The organism is Paenibacillus sp. GXUN7292 (genome assembly GCF_050864975.1).
Taxonomy (GTDB): Bacteria; Bacillota; Bacilli; order Paenibacillales; family Paenibacillaceae; genus Pristimantibacillus.
In genome coordinates, this window is the sequence record NZ_JBOZWO010000001.1 from 205,682 (window position 1) to 228,341 (window position 22,660).

A 22,660-nucleotide genomic window follows, 5' to 3' on the forward strand; every position below is an offset into this window, starting at 1 on the left:
TCCATTTGCTTTAGCAGTAGTTTGCTTACAAATAGAGTGCCTTTTGGATGGGGAATTGATTCATGATTATGTTTAGTTTGAAGAGGGAAAGCTTAATATAACGATGCTGAAACAGGAGGTGGAAGTATGGCAAAAGGAAATGATTTGGTTAAATATGTAACTGAACAAATTGTACATTATGTGGATCAGCCCATTGAGCAAAGAAGAGAAGCAAAAAAAATAGCCAAAGCTTCGAGAGAGCCATGGCTAGTGCGTTGGTTTGGAGCAGGCGGTTTAAGCATTATACTATGGAACAAAAAAAGGCAGGACCGCCGTCAAAATAAAGCTCAGCGATAAAAATGCCCGTATGCCATCAGAACAGATAGGGGAATGTACCGAACTGCAGTTTGATGCTCTGGCACAGAAAGCGCAACATAAAGCTGCTCATCCCATTGATGATATCCGGTTACGGATGATGCAAACAGCACTGCTTCCTTATACTGCTCCGTAACATAGCGGAGCTGCTCGTCTTTTTGAATGGCTTTAATGATTTGCGCTTTCAGTATGTTTAATTCTTTAAGTGAATAGTTTTGATTTAAAGAAGCTTTCGTTAACCAAGGCATGCTGGAAAAGCTGTCAAAGGGCTCGACATGGGCAAACGAAGCAAGCCTAGAAAGGCCGGCTGTTGCAATTTTATTATTAGTCAGAGCCTGCAGCTCAGCTTGCTTGGCTTTTAATGAGCTGCTTTGCGCTTCCGCTTTAAACTGATCAATTGTGACAGGCAATTGCTCACTGCTGAAAAGCTCATAGAGTCCTTCTGCCGCATTGTTCGATGCATATACAGCAAGGAAGGGATGAATATAATAAAAGGCTGCAGCTTCATTATTTTCATTAGAATAAGTGCCTGGCAGCAGCGAGGTCTGCTGCTCAAAGGAATCAAGCAAAGAAATATAAGGGTCCAATCCGTATTCGCCAAGCGTGTAGCCGCCGTTTTCTACAGCGTGAATAATAAAATAGCCTACGCGCTCTTCTTGCTGGGAAAGTATGACCATCCAGCTGTGAGTGCCTGGACCAAGCGGATAAACAGAAAGTTTAGCGCCGCGCCAAGTGGCAAAGGATGGATCCGCAGCAAGCTGTTTGCACCATTGCTCAGCAAGCTCCGTTAATTGCTGCTCGGCAGGCGCTTCTGCAGGCGCTTCCGCATTCATATGCTTCGCGCCGGCAAATAAAGTAAGAGTTAGCACGAACAGGACTGCTAATTTTTTTGTTCTAGCGTTCATAATCTGATCACCTCCATGCTAGTTTATCGGACAAGCTCTAAAAAGGCTGTTGCAATGTGTCGCGAATAGCGATGCAAGCAACAGCTTTTTTTGGCGATTGAATGGGGGAAACGTCAATCGATGCCTTCAAGATGAAAAATGCCGCAGTTAATAGCGGATGCTATCACTCTAGGCTCATACTGCTGGCGAATTTCAGACTTGCGCTGCTCGAATTGCTCAGAAATTCCGGCTTTGTTCTCCTCAAGCGCATGCTCCAGCAATTTATTATAGTAGCTGCTTACTCTATCAAGTTCTTCCTCCAGCCGCAAGGAAGCTTGTTCTGCCCATCCATAATCCATTTGCTTCAGCTTTCTTTCGAGTGTTTGCTCAATAATTTGCAGTGCGCGAATTGCTGTGACGCCATTTTTGGCAATATGAATATTGGATGGCAGCTGGGGGGAGAGTCGGCATTTAAGCAGCTTGTCATGAAAACCTTCAACGCAATGCCCTGTAATGAGAGATACGCCGAAGCTGTAAATTTCTTCTTTTTTCTGATCGCAAATGTACTCCACCTTTAAATTAACGCCAAGCCACGCTGTGTATGCTGCTGACTCAAATGGATTCGCGTTTCTGCGGTTAGGCTGCTCAAACAGGCAAACATAGCTTCCGCTCTCCTTGGCAGCATCAAATATTTGCTCCAGCTTGCGCGCGCCAAAGTATAGATTTTCACGCGGGTAGCGCTTGCCTTCCTGCAAGCTAGCAGGCACAAAGCCAAGCGAGCGGACCAAATGTGCATCGCTTCCGCTCATCTCAGCTGTTTCACTTGCAAATTCGCTATCCGCTTGCTGAATATTGGCGGAAACTTCTTGCTGGTCATACTGCTTGCTGTTTGTTACGAACAGGAAGGACATCGTTTCCGGCTCAACGCCTACGCGATCAACGAAGCCCCAATAATAGGGACGGTTCGTTAAAGCGCGGTCGGCATCCGGTGAAAGCTTGACGATAAAATGATCGGGAGCTTTTTCCAAAATTGTGCAATTGGTTGCATCGAGATACCGCTGTACATATTGATGAATTTCACGTTCATTCACGGGGGTTATGTTCACCTCTACTCTGTGGTTGATTGCCAGCTAGTCAAATCAAGCGGTGCACCTGCGTCGTTTTCTTTACAAACCTCATCTCTAACTTGATGCAGCGAGCTGCCCAGCTTATTAAATTGCTCGATAAAATCCTCATTGCTTTTTGATTCAAGCAGCGCTTTGGCCAGCTGCTGCTCGATTGCTTCTCCCTTGTCGAAGCGTTCCAAAATGTGATCCAACTCACCGATCACGAGCTCAAATAAATTAATCTTTTCGTGCAGAAGGCTGACAATATACTCTTCAATTGTACCGAGCGTGCATAGATTGTATATTTTTACATCTTCCGTCTGGCCTAGCCGGTGAACACGGCCGATCCGCTGCTCTACGCGCATCGGGTTCCAGGGCAGATCGAAGTTGATCATATGGTGGCAAAATTGCAGATTGATGCCTTCGCCGCCAGCTTCCGTTGCAATAAGCACTTGCGCCCGGCCACGGAATAAATCCATCATCCAATCCTTTTTGCCGCGATTCATGCCACCCCGGTAAGGTACGGCGATCATATTGTGCTCGCGGAAAAATTGCAGCAAATATTCTTGGGTAGCGCGGTATTCCGTGAAAATAATAACCTTCTCATTCATATCCTTAATAAGCTCCAGCGCTTTTTCAGCCTTCGTGTTAGCTTTAATGCCCCGAATTTTTTCTACCAGCTCCCATATTTTGGGACGCAGGGGCGACTGCTCCTCTGTTTTTTTGAACATATTGACCAGTGTTAAAAAAACAGCATCGCGGCTGCTGCATACTTCGCGCTGCAGAGTGACCAGTGAGAGCATATTGGCTAGTAAACCTTCACTCTCCTCATAGCGCTCCTTTACGAAGCTTGTTACCGCATCGTAAAGCTGCTTTTCCTCTTCGGACAGCTGCAAAGGTATGTTTTTTACAATTCTACGGGTGAAGCTGATGCCGCCATCGCCGCGCCGGTTGCGGATCATAACGGAAGAAAGCGCCTCCTGCAGCTGGTCTTCATTTTTGGGCAAGCGCTTGTCAACGACATAGTTGGCAGAAAACTCGCTTTGGCCGCCAAGCTGTCCGGGCTTCAACAAATTAATCAAGTTGTAAAGCTCATCAAGATCGTTTTGAATAGGCGTCGCTGTAAGCAGCAAGCAATATTTTTTGCGCAGCTGTACCGCAAACTGGTAATTGGTCGTTTTTTTATTTTTAAGCTTATGCGCTTCGTCGATAATGATCATATCGTAATCCGTTTCCAGAATTGTATCCTTGTGCGGCTCACGCTTGGCGGTGTCAATGGAGGCAACGACAATATCATAGCCCCATGTGTGCGCTCTTTTTTGCGCTACTGCAGCAATGCCGAATTTTTGATTCAGTTCACGCACCCATTGCAGCACTAGCGAGGCCGGGACAAGAATAAGCGCACGCTTTACAAGGCCTTTTATCAAATATTCTTTTAGAATAAGACCGGCCTCTATTGTTTTTCCGAGCCCAACTTCATCTGCAAGAATAGCTCGTCCTCCCATGGAATGGAGCACCTTCTGCGCAGTGCTGATCTGGTGTGGCAGCGGCTCCAAGTCAGGCAGGCTGCCCAGACATTTTAGCTGCTCGAAGCTATTAATTGCTTTTGCCTGCTCAGCCTCCATGGCAAGCTGATATAACGTCCAGTTATCCCATGAGCCGTTACGGCTAAGCCGCTCCTGCAGTTCATGAAACCAGGTGCGATCATGCTGAAGCTGTACAAGCGGATGCAGCTTGCGCAGTGCAATATGTGATTCAACTGCTGCGTCGGCAGCTTGTGCTGGTGTCGATTGGAACATTTTAGACGGCTCCTTTTTACGTTTTCTCACTATGTAACTAATAGTATGACCCAAGAGAGAGAAAACTAGTAATGCTTTGTATATAGGAGAGAATAAAATTAACAATAAGGATAGTCGGCATAAACAAAAATTAATATTACGAAGTGATTTTTTACATATAATTTCTATATATAGTGTGTTAAAATGATTTATATACAATATATTGTATCCTAGATTGGAGACGATACATGTGACAAAGCTGGAAGGATTAAGCGAAAAAATATTTTTAGACCGTTATGCGAAAAAAAATGCAGACTCAAAGCAGGTTCGAATTGGCGATGTCGTGCTCGTTATGGTCAAGGATGATCCTAAATTTCCAACGAAGGAAGTAGGTAAAGTAATTGAAAGAAACAGAAGTGAGGTTACTGTAGAGCTGCGCAGCGGCGAGATCGTCCATGCTCCGGTTGAGCAGCTGACGCTTACGGTTGAGCACACTCCCGAAGAGATGTGGGACAGGCTTGCAGCAGCAATGGCATCCGTTGAAAGTGAGTCTGAAAAAGAACTGTGGCAAGAGCGGTTTCGCCATGTACTGACAGATTGGAAGCTGGTTCCGGGCGGCAGAATTGCCGCAGGTGCAGGTGCGAGCGATGAGCTTACCTTATTCAATTGCTATGTTATTCCTTCTCCAAAGGATAGCCGCGGCGGCATTATGACGACGCTAACCGAAATGACAGAAATTATGGCTCGGGGCGGCGGTGTAGGCATAAATCTGTCTTCCTTGCGTCCGCGCAAGGCAATCGTTGCAGGCGTTAACGGCACGTCAAGCGGCTCTGTGTCTTGGGGCGGCTTGTTCAGCCATACCACGGGATTGATTGAGCAGGGCGGAAGCAGGCGCGGAGCCTTAATGATTATGCTCAATGACTGGCATCCGGATATCATGGAGTTTATTACAGTGAAGCAGACGATGGGATTAGTGACAAATGCTAATCTGTCGGTGTGCATCAGTGATACCTTTATGGAAGCCGTTAAAGCTGATGCCATGTGGGAGCTTGTCTTCCCCGATTCGAAGGAGCAAGACTACGACGAGCTTTGGGACGGAGATATAGCGAAGTGGAGAGAGCTTGGCAAAAAAGTCGATACTTATAAGACGGTCAGAGCGCGGGAAATATGGCGGTTAATTATAGAGTCAGCCTGGAAATCTGCCGAGCCTGGCGTCGTGTTTATGGAACGCTATAATAAAATGTCCAACAGCTGGTACTTCAACCCGATCATAAGTACGAATCCTTGCTTTCATCCTGATACCCGGATAGCTACTGAATTTGGGCTAATTAAAATTTCAGAGTTATATAAAAAAGTTGGAACAAAGTCCTTTACAATGATCACCGATGAACGAGTCATTCAAGCGGCCAAAGTAGTTGGTGGACGTCAATATGAGACAACAGGAACGTGTATACGCACAGGCACCGTTTTTCCTAGCGGTTATAAGCCTACGTTGAAGCTTGTATTCGCAAATGGCCTGGAGCTTAAAGTTACACCTGAGCATCGTATTTATACGGATTCCGGTTGGAAAGAAGCCCAGCAACTGAATGAAAATGATCGCATTTATGTTCAATCAGGCAGCGGGATTTTTCCTGAAAAAGATCATCTTGGCAAACAGTGGGGAATGTTTTTGGGTTGGCTGGTTGGCGATGGCTGGATTGCTAAGCGTGGAGATATCGGGATGGTTTTCGGAATGGAGGATTCTGAAGTAATCCCTTATATGATCGAAGCGGGCAAGCTTTTTAGTGGCGCAGAAGCAAAAATCCATAAGCGTGATAATGGAACCTCGCAGCTATTTTGGTGGCGCAAGGCATTTCGAGATAAATTATTGGATCTCGGGATAAAAGCAGTACCGGCTGCGGAGAAGGAAGTACCTGAATGTATTTTTACGGCAGCTAAGGAGACTGTAGCAGCTTTCTTGCAAGCTTTGTTTAGCGCAGATGGCACAGTGTACGAAAATGATGAAATGCATCGCACAGTCCGGCTCACATCCTCATCCAAGAAGCTGCTTCTTGATGTACAGCTGCTACTGTTCAATTTCGGTATACATGGCCATATTTATAGTCGTCCCAAAAGAAATCAGGCACCTTTTAAATATGAAACGATAAGCGGCGAGAAGCGTGAATATAGCAGTAATATGTTCTTTGAATTAGTCTTAAGTGGAAATAACATCGTTGCATTCAAAGAGCAAATCGGATTTAAATTTATTTCAAGAAAACAAGCCGCTTTAGAAAGGATTTCGCGCAAATCTAGAAAAACTGAAAAGTTTTTCTCTAAATTAGTCAGCATTACAAAAGCGGAAGAAATCGAGGTTTATGATATCAATGAACCGATAACAAATTCATTAATCGCTAACGGCATAGTCGTTCATAACTGTGGGGAACAAGGGCTGCCTGCTTGGGGCGTCTGCAACTTGTCAGCGGTCAATTTATCTCAGTTTTATGATGCGGAGCGTCATGATGTCGCTTGGGAGAAGCTGGGCGAGACAACACGCTGGGCGGTTCGTTTTCTTGATAACGTCATCGACAGAACTCCGTATCATTTTGAGGAAAATGAACAAAATCAAAAGCTGGAGAGACGTATTGGCCTTGGCACGATGGGTCTTGCTGAACTGATGATCAAGCTAGGCATTCGGTATGGCAGCGCGGAATCCCTCGAATTTTTGGATCATTTATACGGCTTTATGGCTAAGGAAGCTTACTTGGCTTCTGCGGACATTGCTGCTGAGAAGGGTTCCTTCCCGGCCTTTGATGCGGAACGCTACTTGCAAAGCGGCTTTATGAAGCAGCTTGTGGAAGCATTCCCGGAAGTTGGAGAGGCAATACGCGAAAAAGGCATGCGCAACGTAACGGTTATTACGCAAGCGCCGACAGGCAGTACCGGAACGATGGTAGGCACATCTACCGGCATTGAGCCGTATTTCGCTTTTGAATATTTCCGCCAAAGCCGTCTCGGCTTCGATAAGCAGTATGTTCCGATCGCGCAGCAGTGGAAGAATGACCATCCTGATGAGGAGTTTCCTGAATATTTTGTAACAGCAATGACGCTTTCAGCAGAGGATCATATTAGGGTGCAGGCAGCTATTCAGCGCTGGGTAGACAGCTCTATCTCCAAAACTGCTAACGCTCCGAACGATTTCACAATTGAGGATACGGAGCAATTATATGAACTGGCTTATGAGCTTGGCTGCAAAGGCGTAACCATCTATCGAGATGGAAGCAGGGATACTCAGGTTCTTTCTACGGAAACCAAGGATGTGGATCAGGAAGAGAAGACAAGCAATGAGGCTGAAGCTTATACGGTTCAAGACTCTGAGGACCAATCGGATGTTCTGCCAATATCAGACACTCAACCATTGATTCAAGCAGAAGGCGAAGACTTGATTCCAAGTACTTCTATAGGCACTCCTGACAAACGATACAAATCGCGCCCGCAAATATTGACAGGCGCCACCTACAAAATGCAAACATCGTTCGGGAAGGCATATATTACAATCAATGATATTAACGGCACTCCCGGAGAAATCTTCCTTAATGTAGGCAAAGCTGGCTCAGACGTATTTGCGATGGCAGAAGCACTTGGCAGAGTATGCTCGTTATTTCTTCGTTACGGTGATCATGGCGATAAAGTAAAGCTGCTCGTCAAGCATTTGAAAGGGATTGGGGGCTCCGAAGCGAGTGGCTTTGGCGCAAACAGAGTAGAATCAATTGCGGATGCAGTTGCCAAAGCACTGGAGCTGCATGTGCAGACAAGAGGCTCTGAAATCCAACAGAAGCAGTTCGAGCAGTCTGAGCAGCAGGCTGCTTATGATGAGCTGTCAGCAACAGCAAGCGGTGCAAATCATTCCAATTTGTCTAAGGGACATAAAGATTTGTGTCCGTCCTGCGGTACCGCGTCATTAATTAATATAGAAGGCTGCAAGCAGTGCAGCAATTGCGGATATAGCAGGTGCTGATGGTGCATTTCGGAACAGGGCTTCGCCGTTCGGATATGCTATAATGTTACCTATGAGGGTGTCGATTAATTGTGGGCAACGATTGATAAGCAAAAAGAAAGGGGAACGAAGAGCAAGATTGGGAATGGAGAAGCGGTAGCGTCCGCCTTTGTAGGCCAATTTTATCCTTTACAGGAGTTATTTCATCAAAAAAATTGGACTACAACAGCGGTCGGAATCCCAAACTTGATCGTAGTAACCTACCTTTCGTTTGCTTGTTGCCCTATCCACAATTAATCGACACTCTCCCTATATTCGTTATAAATGATGCCCCTCGCGGGCAAGATCATCAGTTCAGGAGCTGACAATGGCATGGAGAAAACAATTGTGCAGAAGCTTAGCTTGCATAAATATACCGATATTGCAATATTGAACCAGCCGGAAGGCTCTCATTATTTCGACGAATTGGAAAAAGCGGACACAAGTCTTGCAGCGGCCGGATACGACACTATTTTTGCCTTTGTGCTTGATTTGAATGCGATGAAGGAGCTTACTTTTGATGTAATCGAGCGAGGCTTGCTGAATAAGAATGGCTATCTTTTTATGGCTTATCCGAAAAAAGGCAATAAAAAGTATTCCACTTACGTGCACCGCGATGAGATCATGCCGGCCATTGGATGCGATGAAGAAGGCTATATCGGGACAAGCTCTGTCAAGTTTGCGCGAATGGTTGGGATGGATGATGTATTTACTGTGGTGGGCCTCAAAGAGGATGCCAAAAGCAAAGGGAAATCGGGCACATCCACAAAAGCGAGCCAGCGGGTAGACGACTATATTGAGTTGATTGCCGATGTGGAAAACGATTTGAAGGATGAGCCGGAGCTGCTTGCTTTGTATGGGAAGCTGACGCCAGGCTACCGCAAAGATTGGGCAAGGTATATTTATAGCGCTAAGCAGGAAGAGACGCGTGAAAATCGGCGAGTCGAGATGAAGCAGATTTTGCAAGCTGGTTACAAGAGCAAGGAGCTGTATCGGAAGGATCATCCATAGCATCCATAGGTTTCAAATTGAAAAACTGAAAAGGCTGTCCTGTTGGTAGCATATGCTGCCTTATAGGACAGTCTTTTTGCATTTTGCATAAGCCCGGTAGTATTCCCAACCATAGAAGTGAAAAAGATGTTATACAGCATAAAAAGTCAATAATGTCATCATTGTATGATCGATTTCGAAATGCCCGTCCTGTTATAATTAGGGATTGAATCATCTATTTCGACTTGATAATCGGAGGAGAGAAGCAGTGAAAAATAAATTTATACCTTGGACAAGTACGACATATTTGCGCTTCCTGCTGCTGTTCATTGTTATACTCATGCCGATCTATATCATCGGGCTGCTCATCTATAATTGGGGCGTTGATGCGGTAGAGGAACAGGTTTATCAATCCGTTGATTCGCAAATGACATATTATTTAGATGCGCTGACGACAGACATGGAGCAGATGAAGGTGCTTATGCTGGACGCTTTGAATGATGACAATTTGAATGATTTGGCTATGCTTTCGCCCGTGAAGACGGTTTACGAAAAGCAAAAGGCAATCACCCGCTTGCAGCAGCGTTTGAATGCAATAAAAAGCAGCAGCGAGCTCATAGCCGATGTTGTAGCCTATATCCCTCAAAATGCAATGAAGGTATCGGGCGGGAACGGTTTTTCTGCTATGAGCGAGAATGAGGTGACAGATCTGGTTGATAGCAAGTTACGGTTTACTAGTACGCCGCAGCTTCAAGATGATCATTTGTTGCTCAGAGCATCGTTTCCTAACTCTGCTGGACGCAAGCCGATATTCGTCATTGATTTGAGCATATCGCTAGAAAATCTAACCCAATCGTTATCCAATCTGGCGCGCAATGAGGACGGGGAGCAGGTCGTGCTGCGAAATTTGGCTGATCGTTCGGTTATTGCTGCAGTTCATGCGACGCAAGGCGCATTGAATTGGCATCCCCAGGAGCGAAGCGGGAGAACATTTATCGAGGATGGAAAAGATCGGCTTTTTGCGGTGTATAACAGTTCGGAGGAGCTGGATATGGGGCTCACGCGTTATGTGGACAGTGATTTATTTTTCGGTCCGGTTCACAATTATCAGCGTTGGTTTTGGTTTTTTTCATTAACGGCGACCCTTATTATTGTGTTTTTCTCCGTCTTTCTTTACAGGTTTATTCATCAGCCTCTTGTTACATTGATTCGCGCATTTCGCAAGCTGCAGGAGGGGGATTTCAACTTACGCATTCATCGGCGCAAAAAAGATGATTTTACTTATTTGTATGATTATTTCAATGTTACCGTAGAGCATTTGCATTCCTTGATCGATCAAGTGTATAAGCAAAAAATATTGGTGCAGCACGCGGAGCTGAAACAGCTTCAGGCGCAGATTAATCCCCATTTTTTGTACAATAGCTTCTTTATGCTGCATCGGATGATTAAGTTGGAGGATAATGAAAACGCTGTCGTTGTATCCAAGAAGCTGGGTCAGTTTTTTCAGTACATTACGCGGAATACAGCAGATGAGCTGCTGCTCGCGCGCGAGGTGGAGCATGCGCAAAATTATGCGGAAATTCAACAAATGCGGCTTGGCAATCGGCTGCGTTTGATAATTGGGGATGTTCCGGATGCGTTTCAATATATCTATGTTCCGCGTCTTATTTTGCAGCCTTTGTTAGAAAACGCAATCGAACATGGCCTGCATGCGAAGGAGCAAAATGGTTCGGTGAATATGCGGTTCATCGAGGAGGAGAGCGCTTGGCTTATAGAGGTGGAAGATAACGGCGCTGGCATGGAAGAATTTGAGCTGCGGGAAATGAATAAGCGTTTGACTTCAATGAACGAGTCGCAGCCGGATTTTGAAGTGACGGGGTTAATGAATATTCATCATCGCTTGCATATTAAGTTTGGCTTTGGCAGCGGGATTTCGCTTTGTATAGGAAGCGGCGGCGGATTGCTAGTGCAGCTCCGTTTATCTAAGGAGGGGATGGCTCATGTATCGCATACTGATCGTGGATGATGAATCGCATGTAGTGGATTGGATGTATGAAATGCTTGGAGAGTTTAAGGACGTCGAGCTTGATCTATACAAAGCTACTACGGTGACCGATGCGCTTTGCTGGCTTGGTCGAACTAGAATAGATATTGTCGTTACGGATATTGCGATGCCGGGAATGTCAGGTTTAGAGCTGCACGCGCATATTCGCCGGTTATGGCCAGCGTGCAAAGTAATCTTTTTGACAGGCCATAACGAATTTGATTACGCATACCAAGCGGTTAAAAATGAAGCGGCCGGCTATGTGCTGAAAACCGAGGATGATGATGTCATTATTGCCGCCGTGCATCGCGCGATTGATAGCATCGAAGAATCGATGCGACAGCAATGGATGCTGCAGCAGGCGGAGGACCGGAAGCAATCGGCGATTGCAGCGCTACGCAAAGATTATTTGGCTGAATTGCTGCGTGGCGGGGAGTGCGATGCCGAACAAAGAAGGCAAAGCTTTAAGGAGTTGGATATAGCTCTGGAGGCGGATGAGCCTGTTATGATCGTCATTGCCCGGATAGATGAAGAGAATCGCGAGCATTCATTTATGAAGCCGGAGCTGATTCCGATCGCGGCGCAATTAATTGCCACAGCCGCGCTTGTGCGGTGGAGGAACTGCGAATGGCTAAGCACGTTAGATAGTGTGATTTGGTTTATTCAAGGCGAGAAGGAAGTTGCTGAACAGAGCATGACGGCGGTCAAATATGTCGAAGAAAGCTTGGAACGGATTCAAACGGACTGCCGGACAAAGCTGGGAATATCGTTATCATTGATTATAGCAGAGCAGCCGGTTAGCTGGGAGCAAGTGGGACAAAAGCAAGCGGGATTGCGGCAATGGCTGATGCAGCGTATGATTTATGGCCGCGGGTTATTATTGACGGAGAGCGAGCGTGAGCGTGAGAAAAAGGCTCAGCCAACCATCGGTTGGCAGCCGGATCGAAGCAAACTTGAGCTGATACGGCTGCAGTTGGAGAAGGGGCAAAAGGAAGCGTTCGAAGAGACGCTAACCGAGATAGAGCAAAGCGTTGCTGCAATTCCTTATCTGACAGGGGAAAGCGCAAGTTCAAGCTCAAGCTCGTGCCTGGAGCTTTTTTTCGGGATTTCCGCGCCATTATTGTCTTATATGAACCGTTGGCAGTTGCAATCACTGCTTGATATGCCTGGTATTGTCGAGAAGTTGACGCAACCTGATTTGTTTGCAAGCTGGAGCGAGCTTTTCGATTTTCATCGTTGGGCGGGGCGGGAAATTTTTCGTTTGCTTGGTGAGCGGCATGAGCATCGGGAATCCAATGTCATTCGTCATGTGAAGGAATATATGCAAGCGAATTTGCATACTGGAGTGTCGTTGGTTGAGCTCGCGGATCGGGTGTATTTTAATCCGTCGTATTTATCCAGATTATTCAAAGAGGCGACTGGAAAAAGCGTTACGGATTACTTGTCCGAGCTGCGATTGGAGCGGGCGATGTCGATGCTGCAAGAAAACAAAAAAATCAGCGAAATATCTGAAGCGGTAGGGATTGAATCCCCTGCGTATTTTTCGCGTTTTTTCAAAAAAATGACCAAGCGGTCGCCGCAGGAGTATAGGGAAGCGCATCTGCTCGGAGCCGCTGCCGATAAAACCGTCGAAGGACATAAATAATGCTGTTGGACGGTAGGAATGGTAGGTAAATGTGTGCTGGTGGCGGGCGTAGGAACTATAGGTAAACTGGTGCTGAAGTAATTGGATAAGTCATGAGAAGTCAAGAAAGTAAAAAGATTAGCGTTACGCAGCTCGGGGAGCCGATGCTAAGATGTTGTCATGGGCCCAACACATCGAGAGTGGAGTGATAGTATGAAACGTCTAGGAAAAATGATACCTGCCATGTCGCTTGCTGCGGCAATTATGCTGACAAGTGCTTGCGGCAATAGCACACAGCCTAATCATGCAAAGCCTCAATCAAGCAGTGAGGCGACTAATGGAGAACAGCAAACGGGGGAAGTAAACAAAGGCAAGTATGATCCTGCGATTACGATTTCTTTGGTCGGTGCAACAGAGGATACTTTGGAAGGCGTCCTAGCGAAGCTGAAGGGCGAGACGTTTGAGCAGAATCGCTGGTCCAAGCTCTATCAAGACGAGCTGGGTATTCAATTCAAATATAATTGGATTGCGAAAGGTACAGATCAATATAAGCAAAAAATGAATGTATCGCTAGCGTCTGGCGAGGTTCCTGAGTTTATTCAAGTCGATGCTACCGAACTAAAACAATTGCAGGAAGCGGATCTCATTATGGATTTGGGCGCTTTGTATGAGGAGTATGCAGCGCCGCTTACGAAAAAAGTATTGCAGCAAGACGGAGATGCTCCGTTCAAGGCAGCAACGATTGATGGCAAGCTGTTGGGCATTCCGAATATTCGTTCTTCAATCGATATGGCGCAGTTTGCTTGGGTTCGGACGGATTGGCTAGAGAAGCTAGGTTTGCCAGAGCCCAAAACGATGCAGGACCTTTTAGTTATAATTGAAGCATTCGCTAAACAGGATCCAGATGGTAACCAAAAGGATGATACGGTTGGGTTATTGGTACAGAAGGATTTGTTCGGCGGATTTGCAAGCTTGGAAGGCTTCTTTAATGGCTATCATGCTTACCCGACGATTTGGGTTGAGGATGAGAATGGACAAATTGTACATGGCAGCACTAGAACGGAAGTGAAGACAGCGCTCGCGGAGCTGCAGCGTTTGTATAAAGAAGGCATGTTTGATCAAGAGTTTGGTGTTAAAGACTGGGGCAAAACAGCAGAGACGGCTTCGGCTGGCAAGGCTGGCGTAACCTTCGGTCAACAGTGGCTAAGCGCATGGCCATTCCAGTCGAATCACGATAATGACGTGAAAGCGGTATGGAAAGGCTTCCCGTTAATGTCCGCGGATCAAGAGCCTGCATTGTCTGAAATTAGCCTTGGCACAACGCAATATTGGGCGGTTCGCAAGGATGCGGCAAATCCAGAAGCATTGTTCAAAATGTTTAATCTCTACATCGAAAAGAACTGGGGCGAGACAGCGGAGTTCGATACGTATTACTTGCCTGGTGATGCGGAAGGAACTTGGAAGCTTTCGCCGGTGACACCTGAGCCGCCGAACAAAAATCTGGACGCTTTCCTAGCCATTCAGGAGGCGACGAAGAATGGCACGCTTGATCAGTTGAAAGGCGAGGCTAAAGTTATTGCTGAGAAAATTGCCGATTACGAGAAAAATGGCAATGAGGGCTCGTGGTCCTGGAGCGCAGGATATGGAGCGGATGGCGTATACAGTGTGATGCAGCAGTACAAAGAAAAGGATTTGTTCAAGAAAAATAGCTTTGTAAGCGCGCCAACACCAACGATGGCGGATAAGAGCGCTACTCTTTCCAAGCTGACGAATGAAACCTTTATGCGCATTATTTTGGGCGATTTGGATGTAGCGGCATTTGATAAATATGTAGAGGATTGGAATAAGCTTGGCGGCGCACAAATTACGAAGGAAGTTAACGAGCTTCATAAGGCAGGAAACTAATTATGAGCGGGAAGCATGCTTTTCGGCGTAATCTGCCGCTGCATCTGATGATTTTTCCGGGATTGCTTCTATTGATAATCTTCTCATATATTCCGATGGCAGGATTGTATATTGCTTTTCAAAAGTTCATTCCGGCCAAAGGATTTTTCGGAGATCAACGGTGGATTGGTTGGGATAACTTCGTTTACATGCTCGATATGCCAGGGATTTATAGTGTGCTTTGGAATACCGTATTTATTGCAGGGATGAAAATGATTGCAGGGCTGATCGTACCGATTACGGTCGCCCTCCTGCTTAATGAGCTTCGCAGCTCAGGGCTTCGACGGGGGATTCAAACGCTTGTATATTTGCCTCATTTTTTATCCTGGATTATTCTAGCGGGCGTACTCATTGATATATTATCGCCTTCATCAGGTTTGGTGAATCAGCTGCTTAATATGTTCGGGTTGAAATCTATCTTCTTCCTTGGCAGCAATGATTGGTTCCCCTATACGATGGTGATCTCGGATGTGTGGAAGGAGTTTGGCTTTGCTACCATTGTGTATTTGGCCGCATTAACCGGGATCGACCCGCAGCAATACGAAGCTGCTGTTATTGATGGCGCGAATCGCTGGAAGCAAACCTGGCATGTGACCTTGCCTGGCATGCGAATGATTATCGTGTTGATGATGGTGCTGAGCATGGGTAATATTTTGAATGCGGGCTTTGATCAGATCGTCAATTTGTATAGTGCGCAGGTCTATCAGAGCGGCGATATTATTGATACTTTAGTGTACCGGATCGGACTTCAGCAGGCTCAATATGGTGTGGCAACTGCCGTAGGGCTATTCAAGTCAGTCGTTTCGTTCCTGTTTATTTCTGTTGCCTACTTTTTGGCCTATAAACTGGCTGATTATCGGATTTTTTAGAAAAAGGAGGCAACGAGGATGCACAGAAAAACGTTCGGCGGCAGACTGTTTCAATTCGCTAATGCTAGCTTTCTCATTCTATTGTCATTGCTGTGCATTGCTCCGCTTATTCATATTGCGGCAGTTTCATTCAGCTCCAGCGCGGCAGTGACAGCAGGATTTGTAAAGTTTTGGCCTGTGGATTGGACGTTTCGTTCCTATGAGCATGTATTTGCCAGGGGGGAAATATGGGTTGCTATGAGTGTTACGGTACAACGCGTGTTGTTAGGCAGTGCCATTAATTTGCTTATTACGATACTTGTCGCCTACCCGTTATCGAAAGAATCAACAACGTTTCGTTCGCGTACATGGTATGCGTGGATTTTTTTCTTTACGATGCTGTTTGCAGGTGGCTTAATTCCATGGTATATGGTGATCAAGGAGCTGGGCTTGCTGGATACGATCTGGGCATTGGTGCTGCCAGGGGCTGTTCCTATTTTCAACATTGTACTTCTGCTCAATTTCTTCAGGCAGCTTCCTAAGGAAATGGAGGAGGCGGCTTTTGTGGATGGAGCGGGGCATTGGACGGTGCTATGGAAGCTATTCGTGCCAGTGTCCTTGCCAGCCATGGCGACCATTTCGTTATTCGCTATAGTATGGCATTGGAATAGCTGGTTTGACGGCTTGATACTAATGAATAAGCCAGAAAATTATCCGTTGCAAAGCTATTTGCAAACGGTCATTATGCAGCGGGATATGACTTATTTGCAGCAACTCAGCCGATCAGAGCTGTCGATTATTTCCGATCGAACCATTAAGTCGGCGCAAATATTAATCGCAACCTTGCCCATTGTCGCTGTGTACCCATTTCTGCAGCGGTATTTTGTAAAAGGAATTGTTATTGGAAGTGTAAAAGGCTAAAGAAAATATAAACAAGGATAGGCTGTGGAAGGAACCAACTGGCTTACAATAAACGATCAGTAGAGGAGAAGGGTAATGAAAAAATTATTACTATCTACGTTTCTATTCATGTTTGCTATTATGACGCCAATCGGTTTCGTTTCTGCAGACCAAGCAGCAGCGCCTTTGCACGAAGAAGGATTTGAAGGAGCAATTGCAAGCACACTCTATACGCTGAATACGCCTTATGGCACGTTGACGAAAGAAGCTAACCAAGTCATTGCAGGCACTGGCTCGATCAAGGGGCTAAGCGCTAGAGGTACGCAATGGGCAGAGTATGCTTCGCTTAATAAGCGCGTGCAGCTAACGGCTGGGAAGGATTATACGATTTCTTTTAAATATCGGATTTTGGAGCAGGAAGGAAATTTCTTTTATTTTTATATGAAACAACAGGTGAATGGAGCAGATGTGACTTCGGGCTTCAACTTTAAGAGTGGCGGAACAATTCCTTATCGAGCAGAGCTTGCAGCAGATCAGGTTCGTTTAACAGAGAAGGATGGCTATTGGCTTGCTGAAGCTAGCTTTAAGGCAGCGGGAGACGGGCTGTATAACATGCTTTGGGGGATACAGGATGGCGGCGTTATCGTTATTGATGATGTGCTTATTAAAGAAGGCAAGCTGCCTGTCATGGTAAATAAAACGGCGGCAGTAGCTATTGAGGGCTTTGAAAGCGGTGATTTAACGAAGACTTCTTTTCAAGCTCTAGGTAGCGGTGCGCTAGTGCAGCAAGCTAAGGCGATTCAGGGGAAGTATGCAGTGGGCGCGAGCGCTACCGTTCAACAGGAATGGCATGAGTTTCTCGCTACTGATCCAGCAAAGCTAGAACTGGCTGCGAATACCGTCTATACCGTAATGTTCAAATATAAAGTGGTTCAGCCAGAGGGGCAAGACAGCTATTTCTATGTAATGGCTGGGACTGGCGATCAATCTAAAGCGATGAACTTTGGCTCCAGCGCTGCACCGATATGGACGAATGTGGACGCTGCAGAAGTAGCAGATCGGGGTACTTATAAGGTTGCAAAAATGACCTTTAAGACAGGCTCCACACCAGATATGCAAGTGAAGTGGGGGATTCGTAAAGGTGGCGCCATCGCAATAGACGATGTGTCGATTGTGAAGGGCAAAGCTAGCATTCCAACTCAAGAAGGACCGCATATTGGTTATGCAAATGTTGTGGATTATGGTGCAGTTCCGAATGATGGTCAAGATGATACGGTTGCTTTTCAACAAGCGATTGCGACAGGCAAAAGCATTTTTGTTCCAGCAGGGGTTTATCACATCGAGGAATCTTAGAAAATTCAGAATCAAAATTTGATAGGTTCAGGTATGTTTGTAACAAAAATAGTATCTCGCAGCACGGATGCGAAGGCGCCAATTCTGCGAGCAGGGAGAAGCTCAGTAGTAGCTGATCTGGAATTATCCTTTGAGCCAGGCCTGATTTCAAATACTGAAGGCCGCGGGGATCGAGTTGGTATTTATACGGCTGCACAGTGGTCGTTGCAGCGTGGTTCTACGGTTCGCAATGTGCGTATTTCGGATGTAGGAACTGCCATTTACTCGCCTAATGGCGCAGAATCATTCTCCGTTACGTATGATACGCTGGAGATTGAGGATTTTTCATATCGCGGCATTGATTTTTCCTCTGATATCCGTACTGGCAATGTGTTCAACAACATCTACTTAAAGTCCTCGCGGCCTAATGTTGATATTCCATTCGCATTAACAGGCGAGGAAAGCGAAGTATCCATTCAGCAGCTGAACGTGGAGCATACGAAGGTGAATACCGCTATTTTGCTAGAGGATGTATATGGTCTTGCTGCTTCTACCATTCATATTGAAGGTGTGACGCTGCGTAATCCGGATACAGGCTATATTACGCTTGATGGCAGCTCAGGCTCTGTTGAAAGCTTGTCTGTATATTTGTCTCCTATTGAACAGCATAACACAAGTATTATTCGGATTGGTGACAGCGTTTATGACATCGGTGCAGCCTTCAAGCCGCACTCGGCAGCTTATTTGCGTGTGGGAACGCTCCATGTGAAGGGCTTAAATGATCCGAATGCTGATTTGCATGGGGCAAAGGTCGGCGGTTTGAATCGTACAGACGCAAAAGGCTTTGTTTTTTTTGATCGTCCGCAGCAAGCAATTGGCGAATACACGGTTCAGCTAGATAATTATGTTTGGTACACCTACCAAGAGGATAAAGACATTTATCGAGCGTTTCCAGTAGATCCGAATAAACGCATTCAATTTACAAAGCTAGGTGTTGTGCCTACCTCTGGGAAAACGTCGGCTCGTCCAACAAATCGTTTAATTCCATATGTCTCGACGTACTATGATACCGATCTAAGCAAATTGTTAATATGGGATGGTACGAAGTGGCGCCCAGTTGTCTAACGATCTAGCAGAGCAGTAGTGGTAAGGCGTAGTGAGTGTTGGAGTAATCGTGAGCGGGAAGGAGTTTGGTCGATAAATATGTTGAAATTGCAGGATATTCATATTCGAGATCCGTTCGTTCTAACAGATATGAAGAACAATCGATATGTCATGTATGGAACGATTGGCGAGACCGCATGGTCGGGAAGGCCAGCAGGCTTTGATGCGTATGTGAGCGATGATTTAGAAAATTGGGAAGGGCCGATCGCCGCTTTTCGTCCAGAGGAACATTTTTGGTCAGATCAGGATTATTGGGCGCCCGAGGTACATGAATATAATGGGGCTTACTATATGTTTGCAAGCTTTAAGGCAAAGAACATGCCAAGAGCGACACAAATTCTGAATGCGGACTCTCCGCTTGGTCCTTTCGTTCCACATACGGAAAAACCGATAACACCTGCGGAGTGGGAATGTTTGGATGGCACGATGTATGTCGATTCTGATCAACAGCCATGGCTTGTGTTTTGCCGGGAGTGGCTGGAGGTGAGAGACGGCCAGATATGGGCGGCGCCGCTGACATCTGATTTGAAGGCTTTGCAGGCAGAACCAACGATGCTATTTCGAGCGTCTGAAGCACCTTGGGCTCGTGCGATAAGCGAAGCTAAGGAATATGTAACAGATGGGCCTTTTTTGTATCGGGAAACGGATGGCAGGCTATTCATGCTATGGTCAAGCCAAGGCGAGGCGGGCTATGCGATGGGGAGGGCCATATCTGAGTCAGGTGAAGTTCTAGGGCCATGGCATCAAGAGGAGGAGCCGCTATTTGGCGAGAACGGCGGCCATGGCATGATCTTTGCTTCGTTGGCTGGCGAACGATTTATTTCACTGCATGCGCCGAATGATCATCCGCTGGAGCGTCCAGTTTTTTTACTAATGCGGTAGAATAAAAATGGACATTTCGTATTATTAGGTCAACCAGAGATTTCTGGTTGGCTTTTTTTTTCACTGTCTAGGAAATTATGCATCAGTTAAAATTGTGGATAAGTATATCGAAACACGAATCAGTTCTCGAAACAACTGCACTGCCATGCCGTAACATGAAATATGCGTAACAGGGATGATGATGGCGTAGTTCTGTATGTTTGGCGTACGATGCAGCTATTGCGCTCGAATCGCTCCGAATGCTGCGGACAATAATGACCGTTAGCGCTCATTTTTCGCCAATTTCCCTTTCTAGCGGACAGAAATGTCCGTTAGCGAGAAAAAAACTAGAGTATTCGACGGAATTTTCTTCTAATGGTCATAAATGTCCGCATAGGCAACAAAAAAACTTCTTTTTGGTTCTAACGGTCATTAATGACCGCACCACAATGAAGACAGTCGGCTAAATAGATATCGGAAGCATCACTTGTTTTTTTACACACGAAGATGGCAAGTTAGGTCACCTATCGGTGACCTAACTTGCTAGCCGACGGTTGCTCTTCCGCCGGCTTTCCTTTCTAACAAAGTCAAGGGATAGATCTTTATTAATGCTTATTATACACCGATGAAATGATGATGACGCTGTTCTTTTTCAGCCATACATATACCAAATTCGTGCAGAAGCTCTGACGGTCAATTGACCCGGCTCAATGGGGCTTGCGGCGCTTTCCAACGGCATAGCTGTCGCCTTAAAGTACATAGGCTCCGCCTCGGGCTGCGGTACTTCCTCGACCTTGCATGGAACTGCGGACAAGGAAACGCCGAGTGCCTCGGCGATGGCGGCAGCCTTCGCCTCTGCATCTCGCACAGCAGCAATCAGTGCTTTTTGCTGTACTTTAGTCGCCTCGCTAGAGTAAAACTTTATTGAAGTAACCATATTCGCCCCATTCGCGACAGACATATCGATTAAACGTCCAGCCTCTGTAACATTGTCTAGCGTCACTTGAAGCAAATGGGTGACTTTGTATCCGCGGAACTCTTGCTTTCCATCCATATAATCGTATTGAGGCTCAATTAGAAATTGTATAGTTTTGATGCTCTCACGGGCAATTCCCGACTGCTCCAGCGCTTCAATAATCGCAGCCATCTTTGCAGCATTGTCGGTTTGGACGGATTCCAGCTCTACCCCTTCACTAACGGTTCCTAAAGTAATCAATGTACGGTCTGGAACTGCTGTTACCGCACCTTCTCCCAACACCTCTAGCGTAAAATCACATGAATGTTCTTTATGCTGCGCCATAGCCGCCATACTCCTCCTTTATCATCGCATCTATAATTAAACTATGACTATTTATCGCTTGAAATTCAATGCATCCTCCGCACCATTATCGGGAAAAACATCTTATTTTCTCAGTAATACTTTCGACAAAGTACACCTTCCTCATTTTCTTTTATAGTAAATTGAAGTATTTTCTATTGTGCAGCTGCTGCTTGTTGGGCTATTATAGTCTAATGGTCCAATCGTAAAAAATAGAAATATTTTTAGGCCGTAATTTGCAAGTTAGAAGGGATCGTAACATGAAAAAAGGAATCATGTATGCCGTAATTACGTACTTATGCTGGGGATTGCTCCCTTTGTATTGGAGACTGTTCGAATCGATGTCAGCGCCAGAAATTTTGTCGCATCGAATCCTATGGTCTTTTATATTTGTTGCTCTTTTAGTAACCGTGGTTAAACGCTGGAAGCATATGAGAGCTGCAATTGCTGACTGGAAAAGCAAGCTTGCTGTTGTGCTATGTGCATTGTTTATTAGTGCGAACTGGCTCATTTTTATATGGGCAGTTAATCAGCACCAGGTGCTGGAGACGAGTCTGGGCTATTATATGAATCCGCTAATTAGCGTTTTGTTTGCCGTTATATTTCTGAAGGAAAGGCTGAATGTCGGTCAATGGCTAGCTATCGGCCTTGCGGCGATCGGTGTACTGTGGATGGCTATTCAATATGGTCATGTGCCTTGGATTGCCTTGTCGCTGGCTATATCATTTGCATGCTACGGGTTAGCTAAAAAAGCAGCGAAGCTGGATGTTTTGCTGGGCCTTACTTGGGAAACGATGATCGTGTTCCCGATTGCGCTTTTTTATTTGATTTTTGTACACAGCAACCATACAGCGACGATCGGTCAGTTGTCGACTGCATCGCTCATTCTATTGCTGCTTGCAGGGGTTGCTACCGCATTGCCTTTGTTCTGGTTCGCGAAAGCTGCCGAGCGGCTGCCATTGTCAATCGTAGGCTTTATCCAATACATTGCTCCGACAACGAGCCTGTTGCTCGCTATTTTTGTATTTAAAGAGCCGTTTACAAACAGTCAGCTTTACAGCTTTATATTTATTTGGTGCTCGCTTGTGTTATTCTCAATAGCAACGTTTAGGCAAAGCAGACCAGCCAGCTTGACAAAGCTCAAGAGCGAAAAAGTGCCAACATAACTGTTCGATACATTTTTAAGTGAGCTTGATGCCATCCCTCCGGATGTGTCATCAAGCTTTTTTTATGCCCGCATACTGAATTTTTTGAGGACGCCGACAGGCGTTCTTTTTTTAAAATACAGGAAAGTATATGTTTTCACTTTATACATGTTCCTAAATTTCATCGGTAAACGCCACTGTCCAAAGGACGGCGGAGCCGTTTATCCTTGAAACTTGTGCTTCTCTTTATAAAACTTTAAGATTTAACGCTTTTTGTTTAAAAAAACAGTCACTTTATTAAGGTTTTCTTTATAATAACCCTACTTTTTTTTAAATTGTTTTCTCTATTCTTATGG

16 protein-coding genes are annotated in these 22,660 nt (G+C 45.7%); 12 read left to right on the plus strand and 4 right to left on the minus strand.

The window, feature by feature from the left end; all coding sequences use genetic code 11:
• Positions 1-126: 126 nt before the first annotated feature.
• A complete protein-coding gene (locus tag ACRRU2_RS00900; protein WP_331699260.1) occupies positions 127-336 on the plus strand; it encodes a YqzE family protein in 210 nt (69 codons plus the stop codon).
• Here the strand turns inward: ACRRU2_RS00900 and ACRRU2_RS00905 are convergent.
• The 3 genes from ACRRU2_RS00905 to ACRRU2_RS00915 form a co-directional block, all read right to left on the minus strand.
• Positions 327-1,259: a hypothetical protein gene (locus tag ACRRU2_RS00905; RefSeq protein ID WP_432499665.1), complete on the minus strand. Its 933-nt coding sequence runs from the start codon at positions 1,257-1,259 to the stop codon at positions 327-329. The two genes, ACRRU2_RS00900 and ACRRU2_RS00905, sit on opposite strands and share 10 nt — an antisense overlap.
• A gap of 113 nt (positions 1,260-1,372) precedes the next feature.
• On the minus strand, positions 1,373-2,329 hold the full coding sequence (locus ACRRU2_RS00910) for a YqhG family protein (RefSeq protein WP_432499667.1): 957 nt from the start codon (positions 2,327-2,329) through the stop codon (positions 1,373-1,375).
• Positions 2,330-2,346: 17 nt separating this feature from the next.
• The gene (locus ACRRU2_RS00915) at positions 2,347-4,143 is read right to left on the minus strand and encodes a DEAD/DEAH box helicase (RefSeq protein WP_432499670.1); all 1,797 of its coding nucleotides are present in this window, start codon (positions 4,141-4,143) and stop codon (positions 2,347-2,349) included.
• Between the two features lie 229 nt (positions 4,144-4,372).
• On the opposite strand from ACRRU2_RS00915, the gene ACRRU2_RS00920 reads away from it, so the two are divergent.
• The 10 genes from ACRRU2_RS00920 to ACRRU2_RS00965 all read left to right on the plus strand — a co-directional run bounded on the left by ACRRU2_RS00920 (position 4,373) and on the right by ACRRU2_RS00965 (position 19,862).
• Entirely contained in the window at positions 4,373-8,116 is a 3,744-nt protein-coding gene (locus tag ACRRU2_RS00920; RefSeq protein WP_432499671.1) for an LAGLIDADG family homing endonuclease, read from the plus strand.
• 351 nt (positions 8,117-8,467) lie between these two features.
• The gene (locus ACRRU2_RS00925) at positions 8,468-9,145 is read left to right on the plus strand and encodes a YdeI/OmpD-associated family protein (protein ID WP_432499672.1); all 678 of its coding nucleotides are present in this window, start codon (positions 8,468-8,470) and stop codon (positions 9,143-9,145) included.
• A 247-nt stretch (positions 9,146-9,392) separates the two neighbouring features.
• Positions 9,393-11,150, plus strand: coding sequence for a sensor histidine kinase (locus ACRRU2_RS00930; protein WP_432499673.1), 1,758 nt, complete (start codon positions 9,393-9,395; stop codon positions 11,148-11,150).
• A complete protein-coding gene (locus ACRRU2_RS00935; protein WP_432499674.1) occupies positions 11,125-12,813 on the plus strand; it encodes a response regulator transcription factor in 1,689 nt (562 codons plus the stop codon). The genes ACRRU2_RS00930 and ACRRU2_RS00935 overlap by 26 nt, the downstream gene beginning before the upstream one ends.
• Before the next feature lie 192 nt (positions 12,814-13,005).
• Positions 13,006-14,697: an extracellular solute-binding protein gene (locus ACRRU2_RS00940; RefSeq protein ID WP_432499675.1), complete on the plus strand. Its 1,692-nt coding sequence runs from the start codon at positions 13,006-13,008 to the stop codon at positions 14,695-14,697.
• A gap of 2 nt (positions 14,698-14,699) precedes the next feature.
• Positions 14,700-15,605, plus strand: a complete 906-nt coding sequence (locus tag ACRRU2_RS00945) for an ABC transporter permease (RefSeq protein ID WP_331699269.1) — start codon at positions 14,700-14,702, stop codon at positions 15,603-15,605.
• An 18-nt stretch (positions 15,606-15,623) separates the two neighbouring features.
• Positions 15,624-16,505: a carbohydrate ABC transporter permease gene (locus tag ACRRU2_RS00950; protein ID WP_331699270.1), complete on the plus strand. Its 882-nt coding sequence runs from the start codon at positions 15,624-15,626 to the stop codon at positions 16,503-16,505.
• 75 nt (positions 16,506-16,580) lie between these two features.
• On the plus strand, positions 16,581-17,837 hold the full coding sequence (locus ACRRU2_RS00955; RefSeq protein ID WP_432499676.1) for a glycosyl hydrolase family 28-related protein: 1,257 nt from the start codon (positions 16,581-16,583) through the stop codon (positions 17,835-17,837).
• A gap of 33 nt (positions 17,838-17,870) precedes the next feature.
• Positions 17,871-18,941: a hypothetical protein gene (locus ACRRU2_RS00960; protein WP_432499677.1), complete on the plus strand. Its 1,071-nt coding sequence runs from the start codon at positions 17,871-17,873 to the stop codon at positions 18,939-18,941.
• A gap of 78 nt (positions 18,942-19,019) precedes the next feature.
• Positions 19,020-19,862: a glycoside hydrolase family 43 protein gene (locus ACRRU2_RS00965; RefSeq protein ID WP_432499678.1), complete on the plus strand. Its 843-nt coding sequence runs from the start codon at positions 19,020-19,022 to the stop codon at positions 19,860-19,862.
• 631 nt (positions 19,863-20,493) lie between these two features.
• Here ACRRU2_RS00965 and ACRRU2_RS00970 read toward each other — a convergent pair.
• Positions 20,494-21,141 (minus strand): SIMPL domain-containing protein, encoded by a 648-nt coding sequence (locus ACRRU2_RS00970; RefSeq protein ID WP_432499679.1) that lies wholly within the window; start codon positions 21,139-21,141, stop codon positions 20,494-20,496.
• Between the two features lie 278 nt (positions 21,142-21,419).
• Here ACRRU2_RS00970 and rarD point away from each other — a divergent pair, with 278 nt between their 5' ends.
• A complete protein-coding gene (gene rarD / locus ACRRU2_RS00975; protein WP_331699274.1) occupies positions 21,420-22,325 on the plus strand; it encodes an EamA family transporter RarD in 906 nt (301 codons plus the stop codon).
• Positions 22,326-22,660 lie beyond the last annotated feature (335 nt).